The 23580-nt window shown below is 70.4% G+C and carries 19 protein-coding genes; 7 read left to right on the top strand and 12 right to left on the bottom strand.

Annotated features, from left to right (window positions below):
- Window positions 1-171: 171 nt before the first annotated feature.
- The 3 genes from glmS (at window position 172) to D8896_RS17440 (ending at window position 3830) form a co-directional block, all read left to right on the top strand.
- Entirely contained in the window at window positions 172-2025 is a 1854-nt protein-coding gene (gene glmS, locus D8896_RS17430; RefSeq protein WP_121823383.1) for a glutamine--fructose-6-phosphate transaminase (isomerizing), read from the top strand.
- Between the two features lie 13 nt (window positions 2026-2038).
- A complete protein-coding gene (locus D8896_RS17435) occupies window positions 2039-2326 on the top strand; it encodes a hypothetical protein (protein WP_121823384.1) in 288 nt (95 codons plus the stop codon).
- A gap of 91 nt (window positions 2327-2417) precedes the next feature.
- A complete protein-coding gene (locus D8896_RS17440) occupies window positions 2418-3830 on the top strand; it encodes a sulfatase (protein WP_121823385.1) in 1413 nt (470 codons plus the stop codon).
- 100 nt (window positions 3831-3930) lie between these two features.
- Here D8896_RS17440 and D8896_RS17445 read toward each other — a convergent pair whose 3' ends face one another.
- Window positions 3931-5724, bottom strand: coding sequence for a hypothetical protein (locus D8896_RS17445; protein ID WP_121823386.1), 1794 nt, complete (start codon window positions 5722-5724; stop codon window positions 3931-3933).
- A complete protein-coding gene (locus tag D8896_RS17450; protein ID WP_121823387.1) occupies window positions 5721-6812 on the bottom strand; it encodes a glycosyltransferase family 4 protein in 1092 nt (363 codons plus the stop codon). Before D8896_RS17450 ends, D8896_RS17445 begins: the two co-directional genes overlap by 4 nt.
- 163 nt (window positions 6813-6975) lie before the next feature.
- On the opposite strand from D8896_RS17450, the gene D8896_RS17455 reads away from it, so the two are divergent.
- Together D8896_RS17455 and D8896_RS17460 are read left to right on the top strand one after the other, a co-directional pair.
- Entirely contained in the window at window positions 6976-7917 is a 942-nt protein-coding gene (locus tag D8896_RS17455) for a hypothetical protein (protein WP_121823388.1), read from the top strand.
- Window positions 7918-7920: 3 nt separating this feature from the next.
- The gene (locus tag D8896_RS17460) at window positions 7921-9264 is read left to right on the top strand and encodes a sulfatase-like hydrolase/transferase (protein WP_121823389.1); all 1344 of its coding nucleotides are present in this window, start codon (window positions 7921-7923) and stop codon (window positions 9262-9264) included.
- Between the two features lie 61 nt (window positions 9265-9325).
- Here D8896_RS17460 and D8896_RS17465 read toward each other — a convergent pair whose 3' ends face one another.
- From D8896_RS17465 to D8896_RS17485, 5 genes are all read right to left on the bottom strand, one after another.
- Window positions 9326-9598 (bottom strand): hypothetical protein, encoded by a 273-nt coding sequence (locus D8896_RS17465; protein ID WP_240452079.1) that lies wholly within the window; start codon window positions 9596-9598, stop codon window positions 9326-9328.
- Between the two features lie 2 nt (window positions 9599-9600).
- Window positions 9601-12288, bottom strand: a complete 2688-nt coding sequence (locus D8896_RS17470) for a right-handed parallel beta-helix repeat-containing protein (RefSeq protein ID WP_121823390.1) — start codon at window positions 12286-12288, stop codon at window positions 9601-9603.
- Between the two features lie 391 nt (window positions 12289-12679).
- A complete protein-coding gene (locus tag D8896_RS17475) occupies window positions 12680-14341 on the bottom strand; it encodes a hypothetical protein (RefSeq protein WP_121823391.1) in 1662 nt (553 codons plus the stop codon).
- Window positions 14342-14431: 90 nt separating this feature from the next.
- Window positions 14432-14974: a metal-dependent hydrolase gene (locus tag D8896_RS17480; protein WP_121823392.1), complete on the bottom strand. Its 543-nt coding sequence runs from the start codon at window positions 14972-14974 to the stop codon at window positions 14432-14434.
- 3 nt (window positions 14975-14977) lie between these two features.
- Window positions 14978-15994: a DUF1616 domain-containing protein gene (locus tag D8896_RS17485; RefSeq protein ID WP_121823393.1), complete on the bottom strand. Its 1017-nt coding sequence runs from the start codon at window positions 15992-15994 to the stop codon at window positions 14978-14980.
- A 577-nt stretch (window positions 15995-16571) separates the two neighbouring features.
- On the opposite strand from D8896_RS17485, the gene D8896_RS17490 reads away from it, so the two are divergent.
- Complete coding sequence (locus D8896_RS17490) at window positions 16572-16811, top strand: hypothetical protein (protein ID WP_121823394.1); 240 nt, start codon at window positions 16572-16574, stop codon at window positions 16809-16811.
- A 36-nt stretch (window positions 16812-16847) separates the two neighbouring features.
- Here the strand turns inward: D8896_RS17490 and D8896_RS17495 are convergent, their stop codons facing one another.
- Window positions 16848-18113, bottom strand: a complete 1266-nt coding sequence (locus tag D8896_RS17495) for a prenyltransferase/squalene oxidase repeat-containing protein (protein WP_121823395.1) — start codon at window positions 18111-18113, stop codon at window positions 16848-16850.
- 280 nt (window positions 18114-18393) lie between these two features.
- On the opposite strand from D8896_RS17495, the gene D8896_RS17500 reads away from it, so the two are divergent.
- Window positions 18394-19515: a DUF354 domain-containing protein gene (locus D8896_RS17500; RefSeq protein WP_121823396.1), complete on the top strand. Its 1122-nt coding sequence runs from the start codon at window positions 18394-18396 to the stop codon at window positions 19513-19515.
- 25 nt (window positions 19516-19540) lie between these two features.
- Here D8896_RS17500 and D8896_RS17505 read toward each other — a convergent pair whose 3' ends face one another.
- The 4 genes from D8896_RS17505 to D8896_RS17520 are packed head-to-tail and all read right to left on the bottom strand — an operon-like array spanning window position 19541 to window position 23579.
- Window positions 19541-20542 (bottom strand): GNAT family N-acetyltransferase, encoded by a 1002-nt coding sequence (locus tag D8896_RS17505; RefSeq protein WP_121823397.1) that lies wholly within the window; start codon window positions 20540-20542, stop codon window positions 19541-19543.
- Between the two features lie 10 nt (window positions 20543-20552).
- Window positions 20553-21524: a polysaccharide deacetylase family protein gene (locus D8896_RS17510; RefSeq protein ID WP_121823398.1), complete on the bottom strand. Its 972-nt coding sequence runs from the start codon at window positions 21522-21524 to the stop codon at window positions 20553-20555.
- Window positions 21517-22578, bottom strand: coding sequence for a non-hydrolyzing UDP-N-acetylglucosamine 2-epimerase (wecB, locus tag D8896_RS17515; RefSeq protein ID WP_121823399.1), 1062 nt, complete (start codon window positions 22576-22578; stop codon window positions 21517-21519). Before wecB ends, D8896_RS17510 begins: the two co-directional genes overlap by 8 nt.
- Window positions 22575-23579 (bottom strand): glycosyltransferase family 2 protein, encoded by a 1005-nt coding sequence (locus tag D8896_RS17520; RefSeq protein WP_121823400.1) that lies wholly within the window; start codon window positions 23577-23579, stop codon window positions 22575-22577. The genes wecB and D8896_RS17520 overlap by 4 nt, the downstream gene beginning before the upstream one ends.
- Between the last annotated feature and the right edge of the window lies 1 nt (window position 23580).

Consider the following 23580-nt stretch of genomic DNA (forward strand, 5'->3'; position numbering starts at 1 on the left):
GCCAACAACTCAATAACAAAGGGTTGCCCCGGGCAACCCCGTGTTACTACGTGACACTTCGGCCCCCGAGGCCGAACGGACAGCACGGGTAACCGACATGAAAGACGCAACTGACATCGGGGGAGCGAGTCGCGGGTGGACCGCGACCGCGCCCCGCGAACCTGACCAGCTATGTGTGGAATAACCGCTCACGTCGGCAGCGACGAGGCCGTCGAGGACCTGCTCACCGGACTGGAGAACCTGGAGTACCGCGGCTACGACTCCGCGGGGGTCGCGGTGAAAAACGGCGTCGGCATCGACGTGTGCAAACGCCAGGGCGAGATCTCGAAGCTCAAGGAGCGCATCCGGGGCGAGGTCGACGGCGGCGGCAACGTCGGGATCGGCCACACGCGGTGGAGCACTCACGGGCCGCCGACCGACGAGAACGCCCATCCCCACACGGACTGCACCGGCGACGTGGCCGTCGTCCACAACGGGATCATCGAGAACTACGAGGGGCTCAAGCGCGAACTGGAGCGGGACGGCCACGAGTTCGACAGCGACACCGACACGGAGGTCGTCCCCCATCTCGTCGAGGCGTACCGCGATGAGGGGCTGTCGCCGGAGGCGGCGTTCCGGCGCACGGTCGGCCGGTTGGAGGGCAGCTACGCGGTCGCCATGGTCGTCGAGGGCGTCGACGGCGTGTACGCCACGCGGAACGGCTCCCCGCTCGTGCTGGGCGTGGCCGACGACCGGCGGTATCTGGCCAGCGACGCGCCGGCGTTCCTGAAGTTCACCGACCGCGTCGTCTACCTCGAAGACGGGGACGTGGTCGCGCTCGAACCCGGTGACCACCGGATCACCGACCTCGACGGCAACCCGGTGGAGCGCCCGCCCGAAACCGTCGACTGGGTCGCCGAGGACGCGGAGAAGGGCGGCTACGACCACTACATGCTGAAGGAGATCCACGAGCAGCCGACCGCCCTCGCCCAGACGCTCCAGGGACGGATCGGCGGCGGACAGGGTGCCGACGGCGCGTCACCCCCCGCGGGGAACGACGCGGTCGAACTCGAGGAGTTCCCGCCGGGGGCGTTCGGCGGCGTCGAGTCGGTCCAGTTCGTCGCCTGTGGCACCTCCTACCACGCCGCGCTGTACGCCACGCGCGTCCTCGCCAGCCGCGGGGTCGAGGCGTCGGCGTACCGCGCCGGCGAGTACGCCACCAGCCCGGCACCCATCGGTGACGGGACGCTCGTCGTCGCCGTCACGCAGAGCGGGGAGACGGCCGACACGCTCGAATCGCTCCGCGTGGCGAACGAGCAGGGTGCCCGGACGCTCGCCGTGACAAACGTCGTCGGGAGCACGGCCGCCCGCGAGAGCGACGACGCGCTGTTCATCCGGGCCGGTCCGGAGATCGGCGTCGCGGCGACGAAGACGTTCTCCTCGCAGGTGGCGACCCTGACGCTGCTCGGCGAGCGGATCGTCCGCGACCTGACGGGGCTGGCCAGCGAGGGCGTCGGCGACCTGCTCGACTCGCTGGCCGCGCTCGGCGGGAACGTCCAGCGCGTCGTCGACGAGAGCCGGGCACAGGCGGTCGCGGAGACGTACGCCGACCGGCCGTCGTACTTCTTCATCGGCCGGGACGTGGGCTACCCCGTCGCGCTGGAGGGCGCGCTGAAGTTCAAGGAGATCACCTACGAGCACGCCGAGGGGTTCGCCGCGGGCGAACTCAAGCACGGCCCGCTGGCGCTCGTGACCGAGGAGACGCCGGTGTTCGCCGTGTTCACCGGCCGCCACGACGGGAAGACGCTGAGCAACGTCGAGCAGGTACAGGCCCGCGGCGCGCCGGTCATCGCCGTCGCGAGCGAGGACCACGACGCCGCGCTCGACGTCGCCGACGAGACGCTGACCTACCCCGAGGCGGCCCCGGAGGCGGCGGCGGTCCTCGCGAACGTCCAGCTCCAGCTGGTCTCCTACCACGTCGCGAAGGGGTTAGACAGGGCGATCGACAAGCCGCGGAACCTCGCAAAGAGCGTGACCGTCGAGTGATGGTGGTGTGACGATGTCGAACCGCACCGACGACGGGCCGGACGAGCCGAACGAGGTACGCGTCGACTGGTACAGCGGCGGCTCCGAGGACCGGATCGCGGTCGGGATCGACGCCGGGGACGTGCGGCTGGCGGTCACGTTCCCGGTGACGGCGTCGCGTGCGGAGCTGGAGAGCGTGTTCGCGGAGCGCGACCGGGAGCTGGACCACTACTTCGAGTCGCTGGCACGGGTCCGCAGCGAGTCCCGGCAGCGAACGGTCGAGGTCGACGGCGGGGACACCACGACCGTCGAGGAGCGATGATCCGCGGTTCCAGCCGATTCGGAGCAAGCGCCCGGCGGCCGGCGGCGTAGGCCGGGCATTACTAACCCCCGATACGGCGACGGGCAACGGGATGGCAGACCGGCCGAACATCATCTGGCTCACGATAGAGAGTACGCGAGCCGACCACACGTCGCTCCACGGGTACGAGCGGGATACCACCCCGGAGCTTCGTCGGATCGCAAGCGGCCCGGACGGGCGGGCGTTCGGGGAGTGTTTCGCGCACGGCGTCTGGACGCTCGCGTCCAGCGCCTCGATCCTGTCGGGGACGTACCCGTCGCGACACGACACCGGGATGGAGAGCGACGCGTTTCCCGAGGAACTGGACACCGCCCCCGAGCGCCTCCGGGACGCAGGCTACCACACCGCCTGCCTCTCGCCGAACTCCCACCTGAGTTCGGCGACGGACCTGGACCGCGGGTTCGAGCAGTTCGAGTGGCTGAGCAAGTCGTCGCTGTACGACGTGGCCGGCCCGCGGACGCTGGCGAAGTACGCCGCGAACCTGTGGCGGCACAGCGCCGGGCTGACGACCGACACGGCGAAACACAGCACCGGCTACGTGATCACCGACGTGGTCAAGCGCTGGCTGCGCTCGTTTGCGGGCGACGACGAGCCCTTCTTTCTCTACGCCCACTACGGCGACCCGCACCACGCTTACTACCCGCCGCTGCCGTACCACGACGCCTTCACCGACGACATCGAGTTCAGTTCCGGCGAGGCCGCCGAACTGGCGCTCGACCACCACGACGACCTGAACGAACTGATCGCCCGTGGCTGTCCCTTCTCGGACGACGAGTGGGAAGCGCTGCTGGCGATGTACGACGCGGAGATCGCCTACACCGACCGGCTGATCGGCCACGTGTTCGACTACGCGACCGACCGGCTGGACCTGGACGACACGGTGTTCGTGATCACCGCGGACCACGGCGAGCTGTTCGGCGAGGGAGGGATGCTCGCGCACAAGGTCGTCGTCGACGACGCCGTCACGCACGTCCCCGCCGTCGTCCACGGGATGGACGCGCTGACCGACCACGACGGCGAGCTGTTGCAGCACGCGGACCTGATGGAGACGATCCTCCGCGAGGTGGGAGCCGACACGGACGGGATGCAGGGGATCGACATGCGGTCGGAGACCCGCGACCACGCCGTCCTCCAGCGCGGGTGGAAGCGAGCGAAAAAAAACGTCGAGACGTTCCGCGAGTTCGACCCCGAGTTCGACGCCGACCGGTACCACACCGGGCAACTGCACGCGCTCCGCACGGCCCGGTTCAAGTACCAGCGCGGCGACGACGGCGGGGAGCTGCTCCGGCTCCCGGACGAGGAGCGGGACGTGACCGCCGAGCATCCCGAGGTCGCCGCCGAGATGGAGGCGACGCTCTCGGAGTGGCTGGAGACGGTCGGCCAGCCGGTCTCGGACGAGCAGCGCGAAGGGTCGTTCTCCGACGAGATGCGCGACCAGCTCGCCGACCTGGGCTACATCGAGTGAGAGTGTGTATTCTCACTGTTTACCGGTGCTCGCCGGGACCATACGGGCGAGCACCGGTAAACAGTGAGAATACACACTATGACCGGCCGCGCCGGGCGCGTCAGCTGTCGCCGATGTAGTACAGGTCGACCTCGCCGTTCGAGCGGACGCGGTGGACGCCGTCGTACGCCTCGAACCGGGCCAGGTCGCGCTCGCTGTACTGGATGCCGCGGTACGCGACCGTCTCGCGCTGCCGGTCGTACTCGGTCAGCACGACGTGGCGGCCGTCGCCGTAGTGGGTCGTGAGGTTGGTCCGGAGGACGGGCTGTGAGACGGTCGCGCCGCTCCAGTTCACGCCCGTCGGGCCGTAGACGGCGTGGCGGTACCGCCACGTGTCGTAGCCGACGCCGAGCACGTCGGCGTCCGACTCGACGGTCTCGAACGTCGCCTCGTACCCCTCCATCTGCATCGCCGTCTTCTGCTCGCTGGGCTGGTAGATGAAGGGCGAGGCGAACAGCGTCGCGCCGGACAGCGCGAGCAGGACCAGTATCGCGAGCCCGACGGCCGCGAACCGGCGGCCGGAGAGCACCTCCCGTCGCCCGCTCAGTCGGGTGATCTGGACCGCCCCGAGCACCGAGGCGGCGACCATGATCATCGCGAAGTACCGGAAGAACAGCGACGAGAGGTTGCCGACGAAATGCAACCCGCCGAACACGCCGAGCGTGAGCAGCCCCGCGAACAGGTACCGCACCGCGCGGTCGACGGACGGGCGGTCGATCCGTCCAGCGAGCATCGCGAGGAAGAGCAGACCGGCCAGCGCCGACACCACCGCGCTGACGAAGAACAGCTTGACGAAGATCTCGCCGATCCCCGACCCGACCGAGGTGAGCGACGCCCCGCGGTCGCCGACGACGGCCCCGACGGACTGGTCGCTCGTGCCGAGGAGGAACCCGCCGATCCGGGTGGCGATCGACCGCATCTGTCTGGTGATCGCGCCGTGGAACGGGAGCCACACGGCAAACGCCGTCGCGGCGACCATCGTCTGCCCGAGCAGCGGCCGCCCGGGGTCGGCGTCGCGGTACCGGCCCCGGACGAACTGCAGGGCGGCGACCGTCGCGAAAAAGAGCACGACGACCGCGGACTGCTGTGGGTGGTACAGGACGACGCCGACGGAGGTGAGCGCGAGCAGCGCGCCGACGCCGGCGAACGTGCCCCGGTCGGCGCTGCCGAGCGCGTACTTCGCAAGCAGGAACAGGACGAGCGCGAAGAACATGCTCGCCTGCGTTATCGGGTGGGGGTTCAGCCCCGTGACGATGTGGTTGATCGGGAGCAGGAAGAACGCCGTGAAGCCGCCGAGGACGGCACCGACGGTCGTGTCGGTGAGCAGTCTGACGGTGAGCGTGACGAAGACGAGATACAGCAGGGCGAAGACGAGCACGACGAGCATCAGCGAGTGCGTGACCTCGAAGCCAGCCACCTCCGTCAGGAGCACGCCGAACGTGTGGATCCCGGGGTAGATGATCTCCAGCGGGCTCAGGTCGCCGGCCAGGACTTCGCGGGTCCAGCCGAGGTGGGTCAGCGAGTCCGCCCCGCCGTAGAAATGGTAGCCGCGCACGACCGGCAGCCCCGCAAGCAGCGTCGTCGTGCCGACGCCGAGCGCGATCGCCGCACCCCGCAACCGCCCTGCGCCGGCGAGGAGCGCGACGACCAGGGCGACCGCGAACGCCACCTCGATCCCGATCCAGACGGCGGTCGGTGTCCCCGCGTAGACGGACTGCTCGTACCCGGTCGCCGGGGTCCGGTGCGCGACCAGCGCGGCGGCCGCGAGCGCGAGAAACCCGACCGCGAGCGCCGACTTCAGGAGGATCCGGTCGTCCCCCCGACGAGCGTCCGCGGCCCGTGCGGCCGCCGTCATCCGTCGCCCTCCCCGGGGATCGCCGCCCGGTACGTCTCGGTCAGCCGGTCGACCGCGGCGGGCCAGGAGTACCGCTCCCGGACGGCCTCGCGGTTCGTCCGGCCCATCGCCGCCGCCCTCTCGGGGTTCGCGACGAGCTCCCCGATCGCGTCGGCGAGGTCGTCGCTGTCGCCGGGGTCGACCAGCAGGCCGTTCGTCTCGCCGACGACCTCCGGGATGCTCCCGACGCCGGTCGTCACGACCGCGTTGCCGCCCGCCATCCCCTCCAGCAGGGCGATCGGCAGCCCCTCGCCGTGCGTCGGGAGGGCGTATATCGACGCCGAGTCGATGAGCTCGCGCTTCTCGGTCTCGGAGACGTAGCCGAGGTAGTCGACGCCGTCGTGGCGCGCCGCCAGGTCCTCGGCCCGGTCGGAGAGCGGGCCGTCCCCGGCGATGCTCACGCGGAACTCGGGCGCGCCGTCCCGTTTCAGGTCGTCGACCGCGTCGGCGAGTTCGCCGATCCCCTTGCGTTCGACGTGGTTCGAGACGAAGACGACGTGCGGGTCGGCGTCGAACTCGGGGCGGTACTCGTCGGCGTCGACCGCGTTCGGGACGACGACGAGCTTCTCCGGCGACGCCCGGTGTGCGAGCACGTCGCGCCAGTACGCCGAAAGGACGATGATCCGGTCGCAGGCGTCGAACACGGCCGACTGGAGCAGGCGGACGGGGAGCGAGGCGTCGACGACGAAGTCGTCGAACGAGGAGCCGTGGATGTGGAGAACCACGGGGCGTTGCCAGACCAGCGCGGCGAACAGCACGTAGAACGACGCCCGATAGAAGGCAAAGCCGTGTGAGGAGTGAACGTGTACCGCGTCCGGGCGGGAGCGGAACGGGAACAGCACCGCTGCCCGCAGGGAGACCAGCAGGGCGGCGAGGAACCACCGCAGCCCCTCGCCCCGCGGCGTTCCGACGTCGTACACCCGGGGGTCGACATCGTCCGGGAGTCGCGCCCGCTGTTCGGTGACGTACCGGGCGACCCCACCGGTCGCGCGGCTCTCCGGCCCGACGACGAGCAGGTCGATCGTGTCGGCGTTCGCTTCGGCATCCATGCGTTGTGCCCCGTTGGCCGGGGGTGGACTTATTAAAAAACAGCCTACTCCGGCCCCCGACAGGTCAGGTCGTCCCGGCCGCGGCTCCGGCGGGCGCGACCACGCCCCGGGTCGGCGTTAACTACACATTTACAATGACGACGGTGCCCCAACGGGACCACTGATGTACTCGCTCTCGCAGGTGCGGCGAGGGGTTCGACGCGGGCTCTCGAACCCGTCGTTTTTCGGACGGGAACTGAACCGGCTGTACCATCGTCGACTGTATCAACGCCCGTACAACACCGACGGCGTCGACGTCGTCGCCGAGGACTGGGACACGCTGCTCGTGCTCGACGCCTGTCGGTACGACATGTTCGAGCGGCTCCACGACCTGCCCGGCCGGCTGGAGCGCCGGGAGTCGCGGGGGTCACACACCTCGGAGTTCCTCATCGCCAACTTCGGCGGGCGGACGCTCCGGGACACCGTCTACGTCACCGCGAGCCCGCAGCTGTACAACTGGCGCGACGAGATGGACGCCGAGTTCCACGCGGTCGTCGACGTCTGGCGCGAGGCGGGCTGGGACGACGAACACGGGACGGTGACGCCGGAGACGATGGCCGACCACGTCCGCCGCGCCGTCGAGGAGTACCCGGAAAAGCGGATCGTCGGCCACTTCCTCCAGCCACACTACCCCTTCATCGACGGCGACGACCGGCTCAACGCCCGCACGTTCGACGGCGACGACGAAACGGAGTCGCCCGACGTGTGGGCCCAGCTGATGCGCGGCCGGCTCGACGCCTCGACGGACGCCGTGTGGCGTGCGTACCTCCGGAACCTGAACGCCGTCCTGCCGGAGATAGCGGCGCTGCTCGACGAACTCGGCGGCCGAACCGTCGTCACGTCGGACCACGGGAACATGGTCGGGGAGCGGGCCGCGCCGGTGCCGATCCGCGAGTGGGGCCACCCGCCGGGGATGTACACGGACCAGCTCGTCACCGTGCCGTGGCTCGTACACGAGAACGGTCCGAGACGGAAGATAACCGAGGGGGAGCCGGACGCCGCCCCCGACGCCGTCGCCGACGACGTGGTCGAGGACCGCCTGCGGCAGCTGGGGTACGCCGACTGACCGATGCCCCGAAACACCGACGCACCCACGGCCGGCGGGACCGACCGGGCCGCGACGAGCGCCAGCGGGACCGCGACCGACGACGCGCGGGACGTGGTACTGGTCACGATCGACTGCTGGCGGCACGACGCGCCGGCGCGGATGCCGGCGCTCGACGCGCTGACCGACGGGTACGAGCGCCGGGACGCGGTCTGTCAGGCACCGGCGACGCGGGGGGCGTTCCCGGCGCTGCTCGCGAGCAAGTACTACCCGCAGGCGTACACCGGGTTCGACGCGGTGGACGACGACGTGCGCTCGCTCCCCGCCGTGCTGTCGGACGCGGGCTACGCGACCTGCGGGATCGTCGGGTCGAACCCGTTCCTGAGCACCTGGGCCGACGACTTCGACCGCTTCTGGAACGACGGGATGGACGCCGAGTCCGACGGGTCGGAGCTCCGGGAGTCGGTCCGCGCCGGGGCGTCGACGCTCCGGCACGCGCTGAACTACGTTCGGCTCCGGAGTCGCGTGCCGGCGTCCGAGGTAGCCTCGCGCGCGAGAGAGTGGTACGAGCGCGAGTCCGGCCCGCGGTTCCTCTGGATGCACCTGATGGACGTACACGTCCCCTTCTTCCCGGGGCTGCGGAAGGGGGTCGACGAGGGGCTGCTCGACGGCTACCGCTCGCACCTGCGGTTCATGCGGGACCCCGAGTCGCTCTCCCCCGCGGAGTACGAGACGCTGGAACGCTTCTACTGGCGCTCGGTCGAGCGGCTGGACGAGCAGCTTTCGGACGTGCTCGGCTTCCTCGACGACGACGCGCTGGTCGTGCTCACCGGCGACCACGGCGAGGAGTTCGACCACGGCGAGTTCGGCCACGCGCGCCCGTACGACGAGTGCGTCCGGGTGCCGTTGCTCTCCAGCCCCGGACTGTCGGCCTCGTTCGGCGACCACGGGGTGCTCCGCCACCTCGACGTGCCCGCCTCGATCCTCGACGCCGTCGGCTGTTCGGTGCCGGCGGGGTGGGAGGGGTCGCCCGGCCGCGAGGCGGAGCCGTTCCCGGCGTTCACGCTGAACCACTCCCCGCAGTTCGGGCGCACGTACGGCAGCATCCGGACGGAGCGGCACAAGCTGTTCAAGGCGTTCGACGAGGACACCGACGCCGTCGTCGCCACGGAGGCGTACGACCTCGAATCGGACCCGGGGGAGACGCGGAACCTGTACGACGGGGACCCGCCGACGAGAGTCCGGACGCTCGAACGCCAGCTCGACGAGTTCCTGTCGCGCGACGACATCCGGGGCGGCGTCCACGAGGACCCGCGGGACGCGCCCGAGGTGGTCGAGGACAGACTGCAGGCGCTCGGGTACAAGTAGCGCGGCGGGGTACGGAAAAGCGAAACGTGGAGGGAGAAGCGTCAGCGGGGCGGTCGCGCCGTCAGCACCAGTCGCTCACGTCACACACCGTCTCGGCGTCCGCGACGACGAAGGCGTCCTCCTTCAGCAGGTCCTCGTCCGCCGGCAGGAGAAGCACGTCGCCGGAGCCGTTGTTCGTGCGGACCACGTCGAGTTCGATCAGTTCGTAGCCGAGGTCGGCGTCCAGGTCGGGGTCGGCGTCGAGGGACTTCAGCTCCGACGCCGAGGGGTCCGGAGCCGTCTCCCGGCCCCGGACGTTCGTCGACCGGTTTCGTTCGTCGCCGTTCTCCGACATGGCTACTCCCCGTTCTCGAAGTCGACGGCCGCGGTTCCGGAGAGCAGGAACGACGTGATGTCGCCGGAGAACCGGTAGGCGTCGACGCCGCCGACCACCTGCCCGGTCGCGGAGCGGTCCGAGACCACGTCGTCGGATTCGACCGAGCCGGTGTCGGGCGCTTTCTCCAGGTCGCCGCTGACCGTGAAGGAGTACTCGGTCGTCGCGTCCGCGCCCTCGCCGTCGATGACCAGCAGGTTCGGGTACGTGGCGTCGCCCGAACCGCCGGTGTCGTCGAACTGGGCGGGGTCGACCTGCTCGCCGTCGACGAACACGTCGGCCGGCCCGTCGACGGTGAACGCGGTGATCTCGCCGGCGAACCGGTAGTCGTCGCTCCCGTACACCGCGACCGAGCCGGACGCAGTCGTCCCCTCGACCGCGTCGGGGTACTCCGCGCCGGAGAGGTTGGCGCTGTCGCCGGGTTCGACGACGTCGGTGACGGCGAACTCGTAGTTCGCGCGGTCCTCGCCCGTGCTCTCGACGGTGACAGTCCGGGACGGCTCGGGCGACCCGTCGTCGGGTTCGGACACGTAGTCGGCGGGGTCGACCTGCTCGCCGTCGACGAACACGTCGGCCGGGCCGTCGACCGCGAGCGCGGTGACCTCGCCCGCGAAGGCGTAGGTGTCCGCCCCGTAGAGCGCGACGGAGCCGGAGCCGTCGGTCCCGTCGACCGCGTCCGGGTAGTCGGCGCCGGAGAGGTTCGCGCGGTCGCCCGGCTCCAGCGCCTCGCTGACGCTGAACTCGTAGCTCGCGCGGTCCTCGCCCGTGCTCTCGATCCGGAGCATCCGCGAGGGATCGGGCGACTCGGAGCCGTCACTCGTCGAGTCGTCACCGGAGCCGTCCCCGCTGGAACCGTCGCCGCCGGAGCCGTCGTCCGAACCGCCGTCGGACCCGGAGTCGAACTGCGCGAGGTCTATCGCCTCGCCGTTGACCAGCACGTCGGCCGGGCCGTCGACGGCGAAGTCGGTGATCTCGCCGGCGAACCGGTAGTTGTCGCTCCCGTACTGGGCGACGGAGCCGGTACCGGTCGTCCCCTCGACCGCGTCGGGGTACTCCGCGCCCGAGAGGTTGGCGTCCAGGCCGGCCTCTAGCGTCTCGCTGACGCTGAACTCGTAGCTCGCGCGCTCGGTGCCCGTGCTTTCCACCGTGACGGTGTTGTCGAGGTCCGACCCCCAGGACCCCTCATTCGGATTTCCCGAACCACCGTCCAGGGACGGTGCCGGGCAGGAGTCGCCGTTCGTGATGTTCGCCGTCTCGACGCCGCTGCTGCTCACGTCGACCGCCTCCCCGGAGACGTTGATGTTGCAGTCGCGGACCGTGCTGCCGTCGGAGCCGCTCAGGACGACGCCGCTGCGGTTGGAGCCGGACTGCTCGATACAGCAGTTCCGGACGACGGAGTCCGGGGAGTTGGAGGCGTTGACCGCCGCGCCGCCGCTGGCGTTGCCGGTGATGCTGACGCCCTCCAGCTCGATCGGGTGGCCGTTCGGTTCGCTCCGGACGGCCGCCATGCTGTCGAGGTCGTGCTGGATCCGCGTGTTGCGGACGGCGAGCGAGGTGGAGTTGTCGGACACCCGGATCGCGCTGTTCGGGGCGGGGTGGTCGCGCACGACGATGTCGCAGTCGCGGACCTCAGCGCCCGGCTGCTTGTCGAACTTCCGGCCGTTGATCCAGACGGCGCGCATGCCGAACGCGTTGCGCTCGTGGCTGTCCTCGCGCGGGCCGTCGTACTTCTCGGGGTCGATCTCGATGGTCGCGCCCTCGACGTAGTTGCCCTGGCCGCTGATGCGGACGCTGGCGACGTTGTTGTTCCGGAACGTGCCGCCCTCGATCTGGACCTTGCCGCTGTGCCGGGAGGCGTACATCCCGTTGTTCCCGAACTCCTCTAGCTGGCAGTCGATGACTTTCAGCGTCCCCGAGTGGGGCTGGAACACGCCGATACCGATGCGGCCGTCGCCGCTCTTGTACCGGGCCCAGCTGGACCCCTGCGTGGCGACGACGTTCCTGACGACGCCGGTGGCGTCGGCGTTGCTGATCGTGACGGTCAGCGCGTTGGCCACGCTCCCGCTGGAGTGCGTGCCGCGGCCGACGTACTCGACGTCCTCGACGTGGACGCCGTTCTGCGTGTTGAACCGCAGGCCGGTGACCGTGTTGTCCGGGCGGATGTCGAAGTCGATGCCCTTGAACAGCACCTGGTTCGCCGGGCTGCCGACGCCGCTGGCGAACATGCTGAAGTTCGACCCCTGAGGCGGGGCGAACACGACCTCGCCCTCGCCGACGAAGCCGATGTTCGCGCCGCTCGGCAGCCGGTGGCTGTTCGCGATCTTGTACGTCCCCTCCGGGAACCGGATGAGGGTCCCGCCGCTCATCGCCTCGTTCAGTTCCCCGTCGATGGCCTGGCTGCCGGAGTTGTCCGCGCCCAGGTCCTCGACGATGTCGACGGTCCGGTCGAAGGAGATGCCGTCGACGGAAGTCTGTGCACCCGCGCTGCCCGCGGCCGCTGCCGTACCGAGCGCCGCCGCGGCGGCGCTGCCGGTAAGCTTGAGATACGAGCGTCGGTCGAGCGTGCCGCGACCGGTAACGCTCCCTTTCTCGGCGTCGGTCCCGGTAACGTCGTCTTTCGCTCCACGGTCGGCGTCGTTGTCTGGTGCCATCGACGGGTAAGCGGCAGGTAACCTGATTAAGGGTTCCGACCGATTGTACTCCAGTCGACTCCACTAGCGTTGCGATGCTCCCCCCGTTGCTACCGGTTACTTGCCATCGGCGGCAACACTGTCCTACTCTGCGGTAATACACCCTTACCGAGAGCGAGCACGCAAACGGAGCATGTGTCAGAGTCCCACACCCTCCGGTTCGCGCGGTCGATCCAGCCGGGACGGGAAGTAAGGCCTGCTTACGCGGCGGATAGCGGACAGTGAGAGAACACCGGTGCGGATAACGGCGGCCTACCGAGTTGGCCGCGTCACCACAGCGTAGCGATCGCTCGGGAGTTCGTGCTGGTCGTACCGCGAGCGTGCGCCCCGGGTGAGAAGCGGTCCCGGGGGGTTACGAGTCGAGCGAGCGGCGCGAGATGACCTCCTTCAGCACGTCGCCGCCGCGGATGTCGGTCAGCGCGATGACGGGGTCGGTCACCCCGCCCATGTCCGCGTAGTCGGGGTCGACACACAGCGTGCGGGAGCCGCCGAGGTCGACCGGGAGCCGCCGGAGGAGGTCCTCGATGTCACCCGTCGTGCCGAGGAACTCCGTGGTGTCGAGTCTGACCAGACAGTCGCCGGTCGGCTCCTCGGTCGGCTGGAGCAAGACCGGATACCGGCCGGTCAGGAGCGAGCAGTCGCTGACCGTGCAGTTCGGGGACCGCGACAGGTACAGGCCGTCGCGGCGCTCGCCCGCCTGGTCGACCCGGAGGTTCTCGAACGTGGTGTCGCCCCGTCCGATGACCCAGACCGCGTGGCCGGTCGCGGACTCGCCGAGGATCCGGACGTCGGTGATGGTGCCGCTGTGTGGCTTCGGCGGCGGGTCGTAATGCTGGCCCCCGGTCGGGGCCTTCGCGAGGATCCCCGTGCTTCCGTCGGCGTCGACGCGGACCCGCGTGGATTCGATCGTGAAGTCGCCGCCGTTGGTCCCGACGGCGATCCCCGGCGATGCGGGCGCGGCGAACATCCTGACGTCGGCGTCCCGGACCGTGACCCCGCCGGGCGAGCGCCCCGCGTTGGATCCGGCCCGGCCACTCTCGATCCGTATGCCCCGGGGGTTGAGGTAGTCGGCCGGAGCGTTCGGCCCGCCCACGTCCTCGATGTCGACCTCGACGGTCGTCCCCTCCACCACGCTGCCCTCGCTCCCGAGCCGGACCTGGGAGATGTCGTTGTTCCGGAACGTGCCGCCCTCGACGTGGACGACGCCGGTGGTCCGGCTCGCGTAGACGCCGTTGTTCGGGAACTCCGCGACGTGGCAGTCGACGAGGCGGAGCGTCCCGGCGTGGCTCGGCCCGACGTAGATACCGACGCGCCCGTCGCCGTGGTTGTACGTCCCGATCCGGCCGCCCTCCTGTGCGACGAACCGCCTGACGACGCCCTCGCCGTCCGGCGACCGGACGATGGGGAGCAGCGCGTTCCCGACGGGGACGTTCCCCCCTTCGCCCTCGGGCGCGCTCCCGTCGCGGGTGCCGCGGCCGACGACCCGCACGTCCCGGACGTCCAGCCCGTCCTCGACGCCGAGCTGGAGCGTCGGCGCGCAGTTGTCGGCCGACGCGTCGACCGTCACGTTCCGGAACAGCAGGTCCCGGCCGCCGTCGATCACGATCCACTTGTCGTTGTGGCCGGCCGGTGCCTCGAACGTCACGTCGCCGTCGCCGACGACGCCCAGGTTCGTCAGCCCGGAGAGGCGGTTCGTCCGCTCGAACCGGTAGGTTCCGGCGGGGAACCGGAGCAGCGTGTCGGCGGCGGCGGCGTCGCGGAAGGCGGCGTCGCACGGCTCGTCGCCGTCCGGGTCACAGCCCGCGTCCGCGACCATGTCGACGACGGTCCCGTACTCGTCGGCGAGTTCCTCGGTATCCGGGTCCTCCGGAGGAGGTGGCGTCTCGGGCGGCCGGCGGGTTGGGGCGTCCGTCGTCCTGCGGGGGCCGTCGCCGTCCGGACCGTCCCAGCAGCCGGCGAGGGCCGCGAGCGCGCCGGTTCCGGCGAGCGACTGCAGATACCTGCGACGGTTCATCTGTGGCTATACGACAACTAATCGGCTTGCGCGTCATTGTTATGTTGGGTGTTCCCCGGGTAACGCAACACTTCCCCGGGCCGTCCGGCGCTATCGCCGAACGCCCGGAACGCCGTCGGCGACCCACAGCGCGAGCGCCAGCGCGAGGACGGCGGCCTCGACCAGCAGGTAGAGCCGGCCGACCGGCGTCCCGAGGAACAGCCGGAACGACCCCCACAGCTCCGCGACGCGGGCGAGCAGCGCCGTCCCGCCGTCGCTCGCCCGGGAGACCGCCGGCCAGAAGAGGAACCCGACCCGGAGCGTCCCGCCGAGCGAGTTGAAGATCACGTCGCCGAGGAGATGCGAGAGGTAGCCGACGCCGAACGCGACGCCGACCCCGGGGACGCCGGCACGGCTCGTGAGCGCCAGGGCCGCGGCGACCGCGGGGACGGCGAAAAACACCGAGTGGCCGAGCGAGAGCCCGCTCGGGAGCACGCCCAGCCACCAGGCCAGCGGCTTGTCGATCAGGTCGGGGAGCTGCGTCGCGACGGCGAGCACCGCGGCCTCGACGCCGGTCGGCGTCCGGGCCGCGGACAGCCGGACGGTCGGGGAGAACAGCAGGTAGCCGACGGCGAGGTGTTCCCAGGGCCACACGCGTCACGCCCCCCTGTTCACGTCGACCGAGAGGTACGCGCTCCGGTAGGCGGTGTCGGCGTTCACCGCCTCGGGAACGTCGCCGCGGTAGAGGTAGTAGTGGAGGCGAATGCGGTCCCCGACCAGGTCCGGCACTGCCGCGTGGGTCCGCCGCCACGTCTCCCCGGGTCCGACGGCCGCCTCGAACCGGTCGAGTTCCCGCTGTTCGAGCACTCTGACCCCGTCGGCGGCCGGTTCGACCCGCTGGACGACGGCGACAACGGTGTAGTTCGTCTCGGCGCCCTCGTTGTTCTCCACGCTGACGACCAGTTCGGCGGGGTCGCCGGCCGTGAGGTTGGTCGGGTAGTCGGTCGCCTCGAGTTCGCCGGACTCGTTCTCCGTGAGGAGGGCGATGGAGCTGTACGACTCGCCGTCCTGTGGCACCGCGAGCGCGTACCCCATCGTCGCCGTCGCGAGGAGCACGCTGACGACCAGTGCGGCGTTGACGAGCCCGGCGTACCGCCGGTCGGTGCCGAACAGGCCGGCACGGAGGTCTGCGACCCAGCGCCCAACCGGCACGCGATATCGGCGGTGTCGGGCGAGCCGTGCCCGGCGCACCGCCGCGGTCACCGCGCCGACGCAGATCAGGCCCACGAAGGCGGCGACGACTACGGGACGGGAGAGCGGGAACGGCGACGCGGCGACGGCGACCGCCACCACCGGCAACAGCGCCACGCTCATCCCGAAGGAGAGCGCCGCGCGCTCGACGCCGTCGACGGTCGCCGCCGGGTCGTCCGGCGACGGGTCGAACGGCTGGTCGGACGCGGCCGTGTCGGCCGACCCGGGGAACGCCACCGCGACGACGACGTACCCCGGCAGGAACAGGAGAAGCGGCACGCCGACCGCCGCGCGGAGCAGCGAACCGTCCCAGATGAACAGCACGACGGTCCCCGCGAGCGCGAAGGCAACCGCGGCGGCGAGGTCGAACGGGAAGAACGCGAGCCGGCTCCGCCGGGAGCCGTTTGACTGCTCGTACTTCATCCGGCCCCGGTCGTCGACAGCGAGCGGTAGCGGAGCTGTACGGGCGCTTCGGCGACGTGTCCCGGCATACTGTACTCGTGTCCGCTTGCGCCGTCGTTCCCTTTGTTATACTGACCCTACACTCGCCCGACAACTGCGCCAGTCTCGATCCCGGGCGGGCGCGCAGCGGGGTCGGCCGACCCGGCAACGGCCGCGACCGTGCCACGGCAGTCCGGGGCCGCTCCGTCGGTAGGACGGCGTTACCGGCGACCGTCGGTCCGACCGCAGGCTACAACGTCGCCTTACTGCCGGCCCGTCGGGGGTGTGCCGCGAAGCGATAGGGACGGAACGAGTAAGCCGATCTTAGCGAATGTTGGTAACTACTCGAAACGTATTCGCAGGTATCCGGCTATGAACTGGCTATGATGCCGACCGTCGTGGATGGTACTCGGTCGCAAACGTTATTCAGGTAAGGTGCCCCTGCCGTAGACGTGATGGGAACGCTCGGGCGCGACGGACCGGGGAACGAGGGTCCGACCGAACGGTACAATGAGCTTACTGACCGCGGCGCAGCCGGACGAACCGGGGTGGCGCGCTGATGTCGAAGCGCGCCGCGGGCGAGGAGGAATCGGTGCGGGTCGAGTGGGCACAGCAGGACGCCGACCCCGACCTGACGGGGGACCTCGACTACCGGCTGGACGACTGGGAGGTCGTCGACGCGCGCTCGGCGGGCAACGAGCAGCTGATGTTTCTGCCGAACGACGAGGACCTGATCAAGGAGGAGGCGTTCATCGTCGCCGAGCCGGACGCGGTCCGGAACCTCGGCGACAGCGTGTGATCGGGTCGCGGGACCCGGCCGACAGTGCGCCGCGGCCTACAGCTCCGACACCGGCGCGCCGGAGAGCCGCTGGGCGGTGAGATACTCCGACATCGCGTAGGCCATCCACGCCTGACACCAGCGCATGAGCGTGATCCGCTTCGTGTAGAACCGCCCCTTCCGGAAGTAGAACCGGCCGTCGCCGGCGTAGAGGTTGTCCAGCGTCCACCGGAGGATCCGCTCGGCGACGTCCAGGTCGCCCGAGTAGGTGAACACGAGGATCCCCTGGGCGGCGGCGTGGATGTCCCGGGGGTAGGCGTTCGCCTCGTCGAAGCGCGGCGCGCCGTCGGACTCGAACAGCCCGCGATAGAACGACAGCGCGCGGTCGAGCGTGTCGCCGTAGCGCGCCGAGCCGACCAGCGAGTGGTACTGCTGGAACGCCTCGACGACGAACCCGTTGTGGTGGCTGTCCATCGAGAGATGGGAGGCGTCCGCCGGGTCGCGGTAGTGCCAGCCCCCGAGGTCGGTCTGCAGGCGCGCGATGTGGTCCAGTATCTTCGTCGCGCGGTCCAGCAACACCTGCTCGCCGAAGAAGTCGTACAGTTCGACGAGGATGCGAGCGCCGAGCGCGCCGGCGTTGATCGTGTAGTAGTCGTCCGAGTGGTTCATGTGGTAGTCGATGACCGCGCCGTCGCCGCCGTCGACCTCGCGGTAGTCGAGGTCCTCGGTCACGAACGCCGCGGCGGTGCGGGCCATCTCCGGGTAGCGGGAGTCGAGATCCGCGCCGGCGAGCAGGGCCTTGACCGCGTAGGAGGTCGACACCACGTCCGGGTCGTTCGGCACGCCGCGGCCGTCGAGGTGCTGGATCTCGTGGTTGTGGCCGCCGCAGAAGCCGCTGTACCCGGTCGACCGCTCCTCGACGAGCCAGTCGAGCAGGTCGCGCGCCTCCGACAGGTAGTCGGTCCCGTCCTCGGGGTCGTAGTCGATGTCGGTCGTGAGGCGGTGGAAGTTCAGGTTCGTCATGGCGAACAGCGCCGTCCCCTTGTAGTTGCGGCGCTGCTCGACGAGGAACAGCGGGCGGACGTTGACCGGGGCGCGCTTGATCGTCTCCTGGAAGGCGATGTTCACCCACTTGTTGTCGAACGGGAGCGCCCGCCGGATCCGGCTCGACATCCCGTCGCCGTAGTCCCAGCCGGTGTAGTCGCGCCGACGCGCGTACGTCAGCGTGTCCCGGAGGACGCGGAGGACGGTCGGCCCGTTCTCCAGCGGCCGGTCGGCCGCGCGATGCTGGTCTGCCGTGGCGTTGGGGGATTGCAGAGTCATATACGGTGGAGGGTGTGGCCGTTCAGGGGACCGTCCGTCCGAAATCCGGGTCTCATGACGGTTCCCTACGGCAGCAACCGGGTTTGTAATGGACCTCTTAGCTGCCGCGACGCGCTCCAGCGCCGAACGCGACCGGGACGGCGGCGCGCCGGCCCCGGCGGGAGGCGGCACCGACGGCTCGGACCCGCCGTCTGTTTCGGGCGTTATCCGGTCCGAACCGGTGCGGGGCAGCGGCACAAGTTCCGGCTAACAAAGGGTCGAGACGGCGGACGTACCACCGATGAAACAGCTGTTTTTTACGAACACCCCGGCGCACGTCCACCTGTACAAACACGCCGTCCGGCGGCTCCGCGAGGCGGGCCACGACGCGCGGATCCTCGCGCGGGACTACGGCTGTACGATCCCGCTGCTGGAGTGGTACGACCTGCCCTACGAGACGTACGGCTACTGCGGGACGAGCAAGTTCTCGCTCCTGCGCAACGTCGTCGACCACTACCGGAACATCCTCTCCTCCGCCGTCCGGTTCGACCCCGACCTCGTGTTCGGGATGGGCGCGTACGCGGCCCACGCCGGGGCGGTGACGCGGACGCCGGTCGTCCTCCTGCTCGACTCCGAACCGACGACGCTCGACCACCGGATCTCCGCGCCCTTTGCCGACGCCATGCTGACCCCCTCGGCCTTCCGGAAGGACCTGGGAGAGAAGCACTACGAGTTCCCCGGCTTCAAGGAGTCGGCGTACCTCCACCCCGACGCCTACGAGCCGGCCGGCGACGTGCGGGCGCGCCTCGGCCTCGCCGACGACGAGCGGTTCGTCCTCCTGCGGTTCAACGCCTTCGGGTCCCACCACGACGTGGGGAAAGGTGGGTTCAGCCCGGCACAGCGCCGGGAACTGGTCAAGACGCTGGCCGCGGAGGCGACGGTGCTGCTCTCCGACGAGGGCGACGCGGTCGACGTGGCGACGCTCCCGGCCCGCGAGTTCGACTGCCACCCGGCGCTGCTCCACGACGCGCTGGCCGAGGCCGACCTGCTGGTCGCGGACACCCAGACGATGGTGACGGAGGCGGCGCTGCTCGGCACGCCCGCGATCCGGTCGAACTCGTGGGTCGGCGAGGACGACATGGGGAACTTCCTCGAACTCGAACGGCGCGGCCTCGTCCGCAACCTGCGGTCGTTCGACGACGTGCTCGACGCGGCAACTGAACTGCTGGCCGACGAGGACGCGCCAGCGCGCTGGGCCGAGCGCCGCGAGCGGTTCATGGCCGAGACGGTGAACCTCACCGACGTGATCGTCGACGTGGCGACCGACCCCGAATCGATCGACGCCGTCCCCGGACTGTCGCGCCGGCTGTCGACCGACCGGACGGAACTCGCCGACGCCGAGGCGGGCGCGACGCGGCCGTGAGTACGGCCCGGACGCGGCGGCCAGTTTAGCTGACGAGGTTGTACGCGCTCTTGGCGAGGCGCATCCCGGTCCCGCCCGACTCGACGACGTAGTAGGGCCGCAGGTCCGCGCCGAACTTCGCCTTGTAGCGACAGAGCCGCTCGGTGTTCGCGCCGACCAGGTCGTACTGGTGGACCGAGTCGAGCGCCGGGTCCTCGACGATGTCCCGGATGATCCCCCAGTGAAGCAGCCCGTTGACGCCGGTGCCGTCGTACTCGGCGCGCGTGCCGCCCTGCCAGAAGTAGGCCGAGTCGTTCGAGTAGAGCGCGACGATGCCGCTCAGGAACTCCCCGTCGGGGGCGCGGGCGACGTACACGCGACAGCGGTCGCCGAGCCGGTCGACGAGGTCGCGCACGAACGGCCACGAGACGGGGAGCGACGAGTCGGTGTCGTCGTAGCGCTCGGCGGTGCGCTCGAACACGCGTTTGGCCGCCGTCCGCCCCTCGACGGCGAGTTCGGCGTCGGACGCCTGCGCGTCGCGGATCTCCCGCCGGAGGCTGCTGCTGAAGGAGCCGAGCACGTCGTCGAGCGAGCGGCCGTCGAGCGGGAGCCGGTACGTGAAGGAGGGGTCGACCGAGAGGTCCGACCAGTCGAACGGCCGCGGGTCGTCGTAGTCGGGGGTCGTGACCGTCCGGAACAGGGTGTTCGAGGCGGTCGCGTCCAGTTCGTCGACGACCCCCTCGGCGAAGCGCCGGTTCAGCTTCTCCCGCTTGCGTCGCTTGGGCGAGTTCGGCATCAGGATCGGCCCCATGTGAGGGACGCTCATCGACGGCGGCGGGGAGGTGACGACGCGGCCGATGGAGCCGTCGCGGACGAACGCGGGGAACAGCGCGACCGCCTGCTGGCCCTTGAACCCGCCGAGCAGCCGGAGGTCCGCGACGGTGTGGTCGTCGAGCGCGCGAAGCGCCTCCGGCGTGTGAAACACGTCGAACCCGGCGGACGGCAGTGCGTCCCCCCAGTCGTCGAGGGAGAGGTGTTCGATGTTCATTCGGTGTCCGTCACTCGTCGGACCGGGGCTTTGTTATCCGCCGTATACCCTCGTCGGGGGGCGCGGCGTCGCCGTCCGCCGGAGCGAGGGTTCGGTACAGCTGGCCGGGCGGACCGACCCACCCGGACAGCTCCTGCGCTCGCTCTATCAGCCGGCGGTACAGCCGACAGTAGCCGGGGAACTCGTCCTCGTTGAAAAACCGGGGGTGCCAGAGGACGGTCATGACCGCGTCGTTGGCCGCCGCCTCGAACAGCAGGTCCTCGCAGGCGTCGAACGCGCGGTCGAACGACCGGCCGGGGTCCGGGAGCGCGACCTCCATCGCGGTCAGCGGGAAGACGACGAACTCGTCGTCGAACGGCCGGACCGGGTCGTAGCCGTGCCGGAAGCCGTACTCGCTGGCCGACCCGAGGCTGGCGTCGTACCGGAGTCCGGCCTCGGTGTGGTGCCGCCAGGTGTCGGGGACGTCGAGGTTGAGGTAGTGCTGTCGCCCGCCGACGACGGGGTGACCGAGCACGTCCTCCAGCACCGCCTTCTCGTGGCGGAGCCGTTCCGGGTCGCGGTACGACCCGTAGGAGCCGTGCAGGCCGACCTCCCAGCCGTCCCCGTCAAGCCCTCTGATCGCGTCGGCGATCGCCGGCGACTCGATATCGTACCGCCCGAGGTGCTGGATCCACCGCTCCGGCCGGAGCCACTCGCGGGGCGGCTGGTCGCGGAACAGGTGTGGCTCGTTCAGGAAGTAAAACGCCGACCGCACCCCCAGATCCGACTCCAGGTCCCGGATCTCGTCGAACTGCCAGTACGGGTTCCGACCGGGGAGCGCGGTCCGCAGGTGGTAGCCCGGGCGCTCCTGGAGCGCGTAGTAGATCGACTGGTACGTCTTGTACGGCCGGTCCACGTCGTGGGTGAGACAGAGCGCGAACTCGTGGCCGTCGGGGACCGCGTCGCCGTCTCCGCCGTCCGGCCCGGCGTTCCCGTCAGGCACCGTCCAGCACCTCCCGGACCGTCTCGGCCGCGGTCCCGTCGCCGTACAGCGGCGGCCGGTCGGGCGGGGCGAAGTCCGCGGCGAGCGCCTCCCGGATCGCCGACTCGGCCGCCCCGACGAGCACGTTCCAGCCGCAGTCGACCGTCTCGGTCCACTCCGTCTCGTCCCGGAGCGTCACGCAGGGCGTGTCGAGGTAGAACGCCTCCTTCTGGACGCCGCCGGAGTCCGTGGCGACGCGCTCGGCCCCGTCGAGCAGGCGGACGAAATCGAGGTAGCCGACCGGCTCGATCAGCCGGACCTCGTCGGCGTACGTCTCCCAGAGGCCGTGCTCCTCCAGTGCGCCGACGGTCCGGGGGTGGACCGGGAACACGACCGGCCGCGGCGCGGCGGCCAGCCCGGACATGATCGCGTCGAGGCGGTCGGGGTCGTCGGTGTTCCCGGCGCGGTGGACCGTCGCGAGGACGTAGCCGCCGTCGTCGACGCCGAGCTCGTCGAGAATAGACGACTCCGCGGCGGCTCGCTCCCGGGCGTGGAGGATCGCGTCCTGCATCACGTCGCCGGTGACGGTGACCCCGTCGGTGAGCCCCTCCGCGCGGAGGTTCGCCGCCGCGTCCTCGCTGGGCGCGAACAGCAGGTCGGCGGCGTGGTCGGTGAGCACGCGGTTGACCTCCTCCGGCATCGCCCAGTTGCCGCTCCGGAGACCGGCCTCGACGTGGGCGACGGTCGCGTCCTCCTTCGCCGCGACGACCGCCCCGGCCAGCGTGGAGTTGGTGTCGCCGTAGAGCAACACGGCGTCGGGCTCCTCGGCGTCGACCAGCCGCTCGATCCCGGTCATCATCTCGGCGGTCTGGGTGGCGTGGGAAGCCGAGCCGACGCCGAGGTGGTGGTCCGGCTCCGGGATGTCGAGTTCCTCGAAGAACACGTCCGAGAGGCCCTCGTCGTAGTGCTGACCGGTGTGGACGAGCACCTCGTCGTGGCCGTCCCGGAGCGCACGCGAGACGGGGAACGCCTTCACGAACTGGGGGCGCGCGCCGACGACGGTGAGCACCTTCATCGCCCGTCACCCCACGCGCCGCGTTCGAGGCTCTCGTTGTGTCGTTTGTCGAAGATCATCGCCAGCGTGCAGAGCGTCCCGCCGAGCAGCAGGAACAGCAGCCCGACCGCGCCGCCGACGAGTCCCGCGCCGGCGGTCACCGCGGCCCCCGCGAGCGCGAGCCCCGAGACCCCCCCGAACACGCCGAGCGCGTACAGGAACACGAGGGGGTGGAAGTCGTACACGAGGTATCTGGTCTTGAGCCGCCAGAGGAACCCGGAGAGCAGCAGCGCCGACAGCCGGGGCACGAACTCGGTGTACCGGATGCCGCTCTGCTCGTCGCCGTACACAGCCTCCATCGGCACGTCCGCGACGCGCAGCCCCCGCGTGTTGAGCTTCACGAGGATGTCGTTGCAGAAGCCGTACCGGTCGTAGAGGTTGTCGAAGTCGAGCCGCTCCAGCGCCCGCAGGGAAACCGCCGTGTAGCCGTTCTGCGGGTCGACCATCCGCCAGTAGCCGCTCGCCACCTTCGTGAGGAAGGTGAGCACCGAGTTGCCGAACAGCCGCCAGCGGCTCATCCCGTCCCAGTGCTCCGGCGAGATGAGCCGGTTCCCCTTCGCGTAGTCGGCCTCGCCCGAGACCACCGGCTCGATGATCCGGTGGAGGATGTCCGGGTCCATCTGCCCGTCGCCGTTCATCACGGCGGTCACGTCGAGCCCGTCCTCCCGGGCGCGCTCGTAGCCGGTCTTTATCGCCGCGCCGACGCCGCGGTTCTCCTCGTGGCGGATCGGCACCACCCGCGGAGTGAAGGCGACGCCGCCGTCCGCGACCGGCGGGTCCGCCGGCCGGGCGTTCGCCGTCGCGGCGTGTCGCCGGATCTCCGCCCACGTGTCGTCCGTCGAACGGTCGTCGACGACGTACGCGCGGTCGACGAAGGCCGGGAGCGTGTCGATCACCTCGCCGACGAACCCCGCCTCGTTGTACGCCGGCACGACGACGCCGACAGTTTTGCCCCGGTACATC

It is taken from the genome of Halostella salina (assembly GCF_003675855.1).
Classification (GTDB): domain Archaea; phylum Halobacteriota; class Halobacteria; order Halobacteriales; family Natronoarchaeaceae; genus Halostella; species Halostella salina.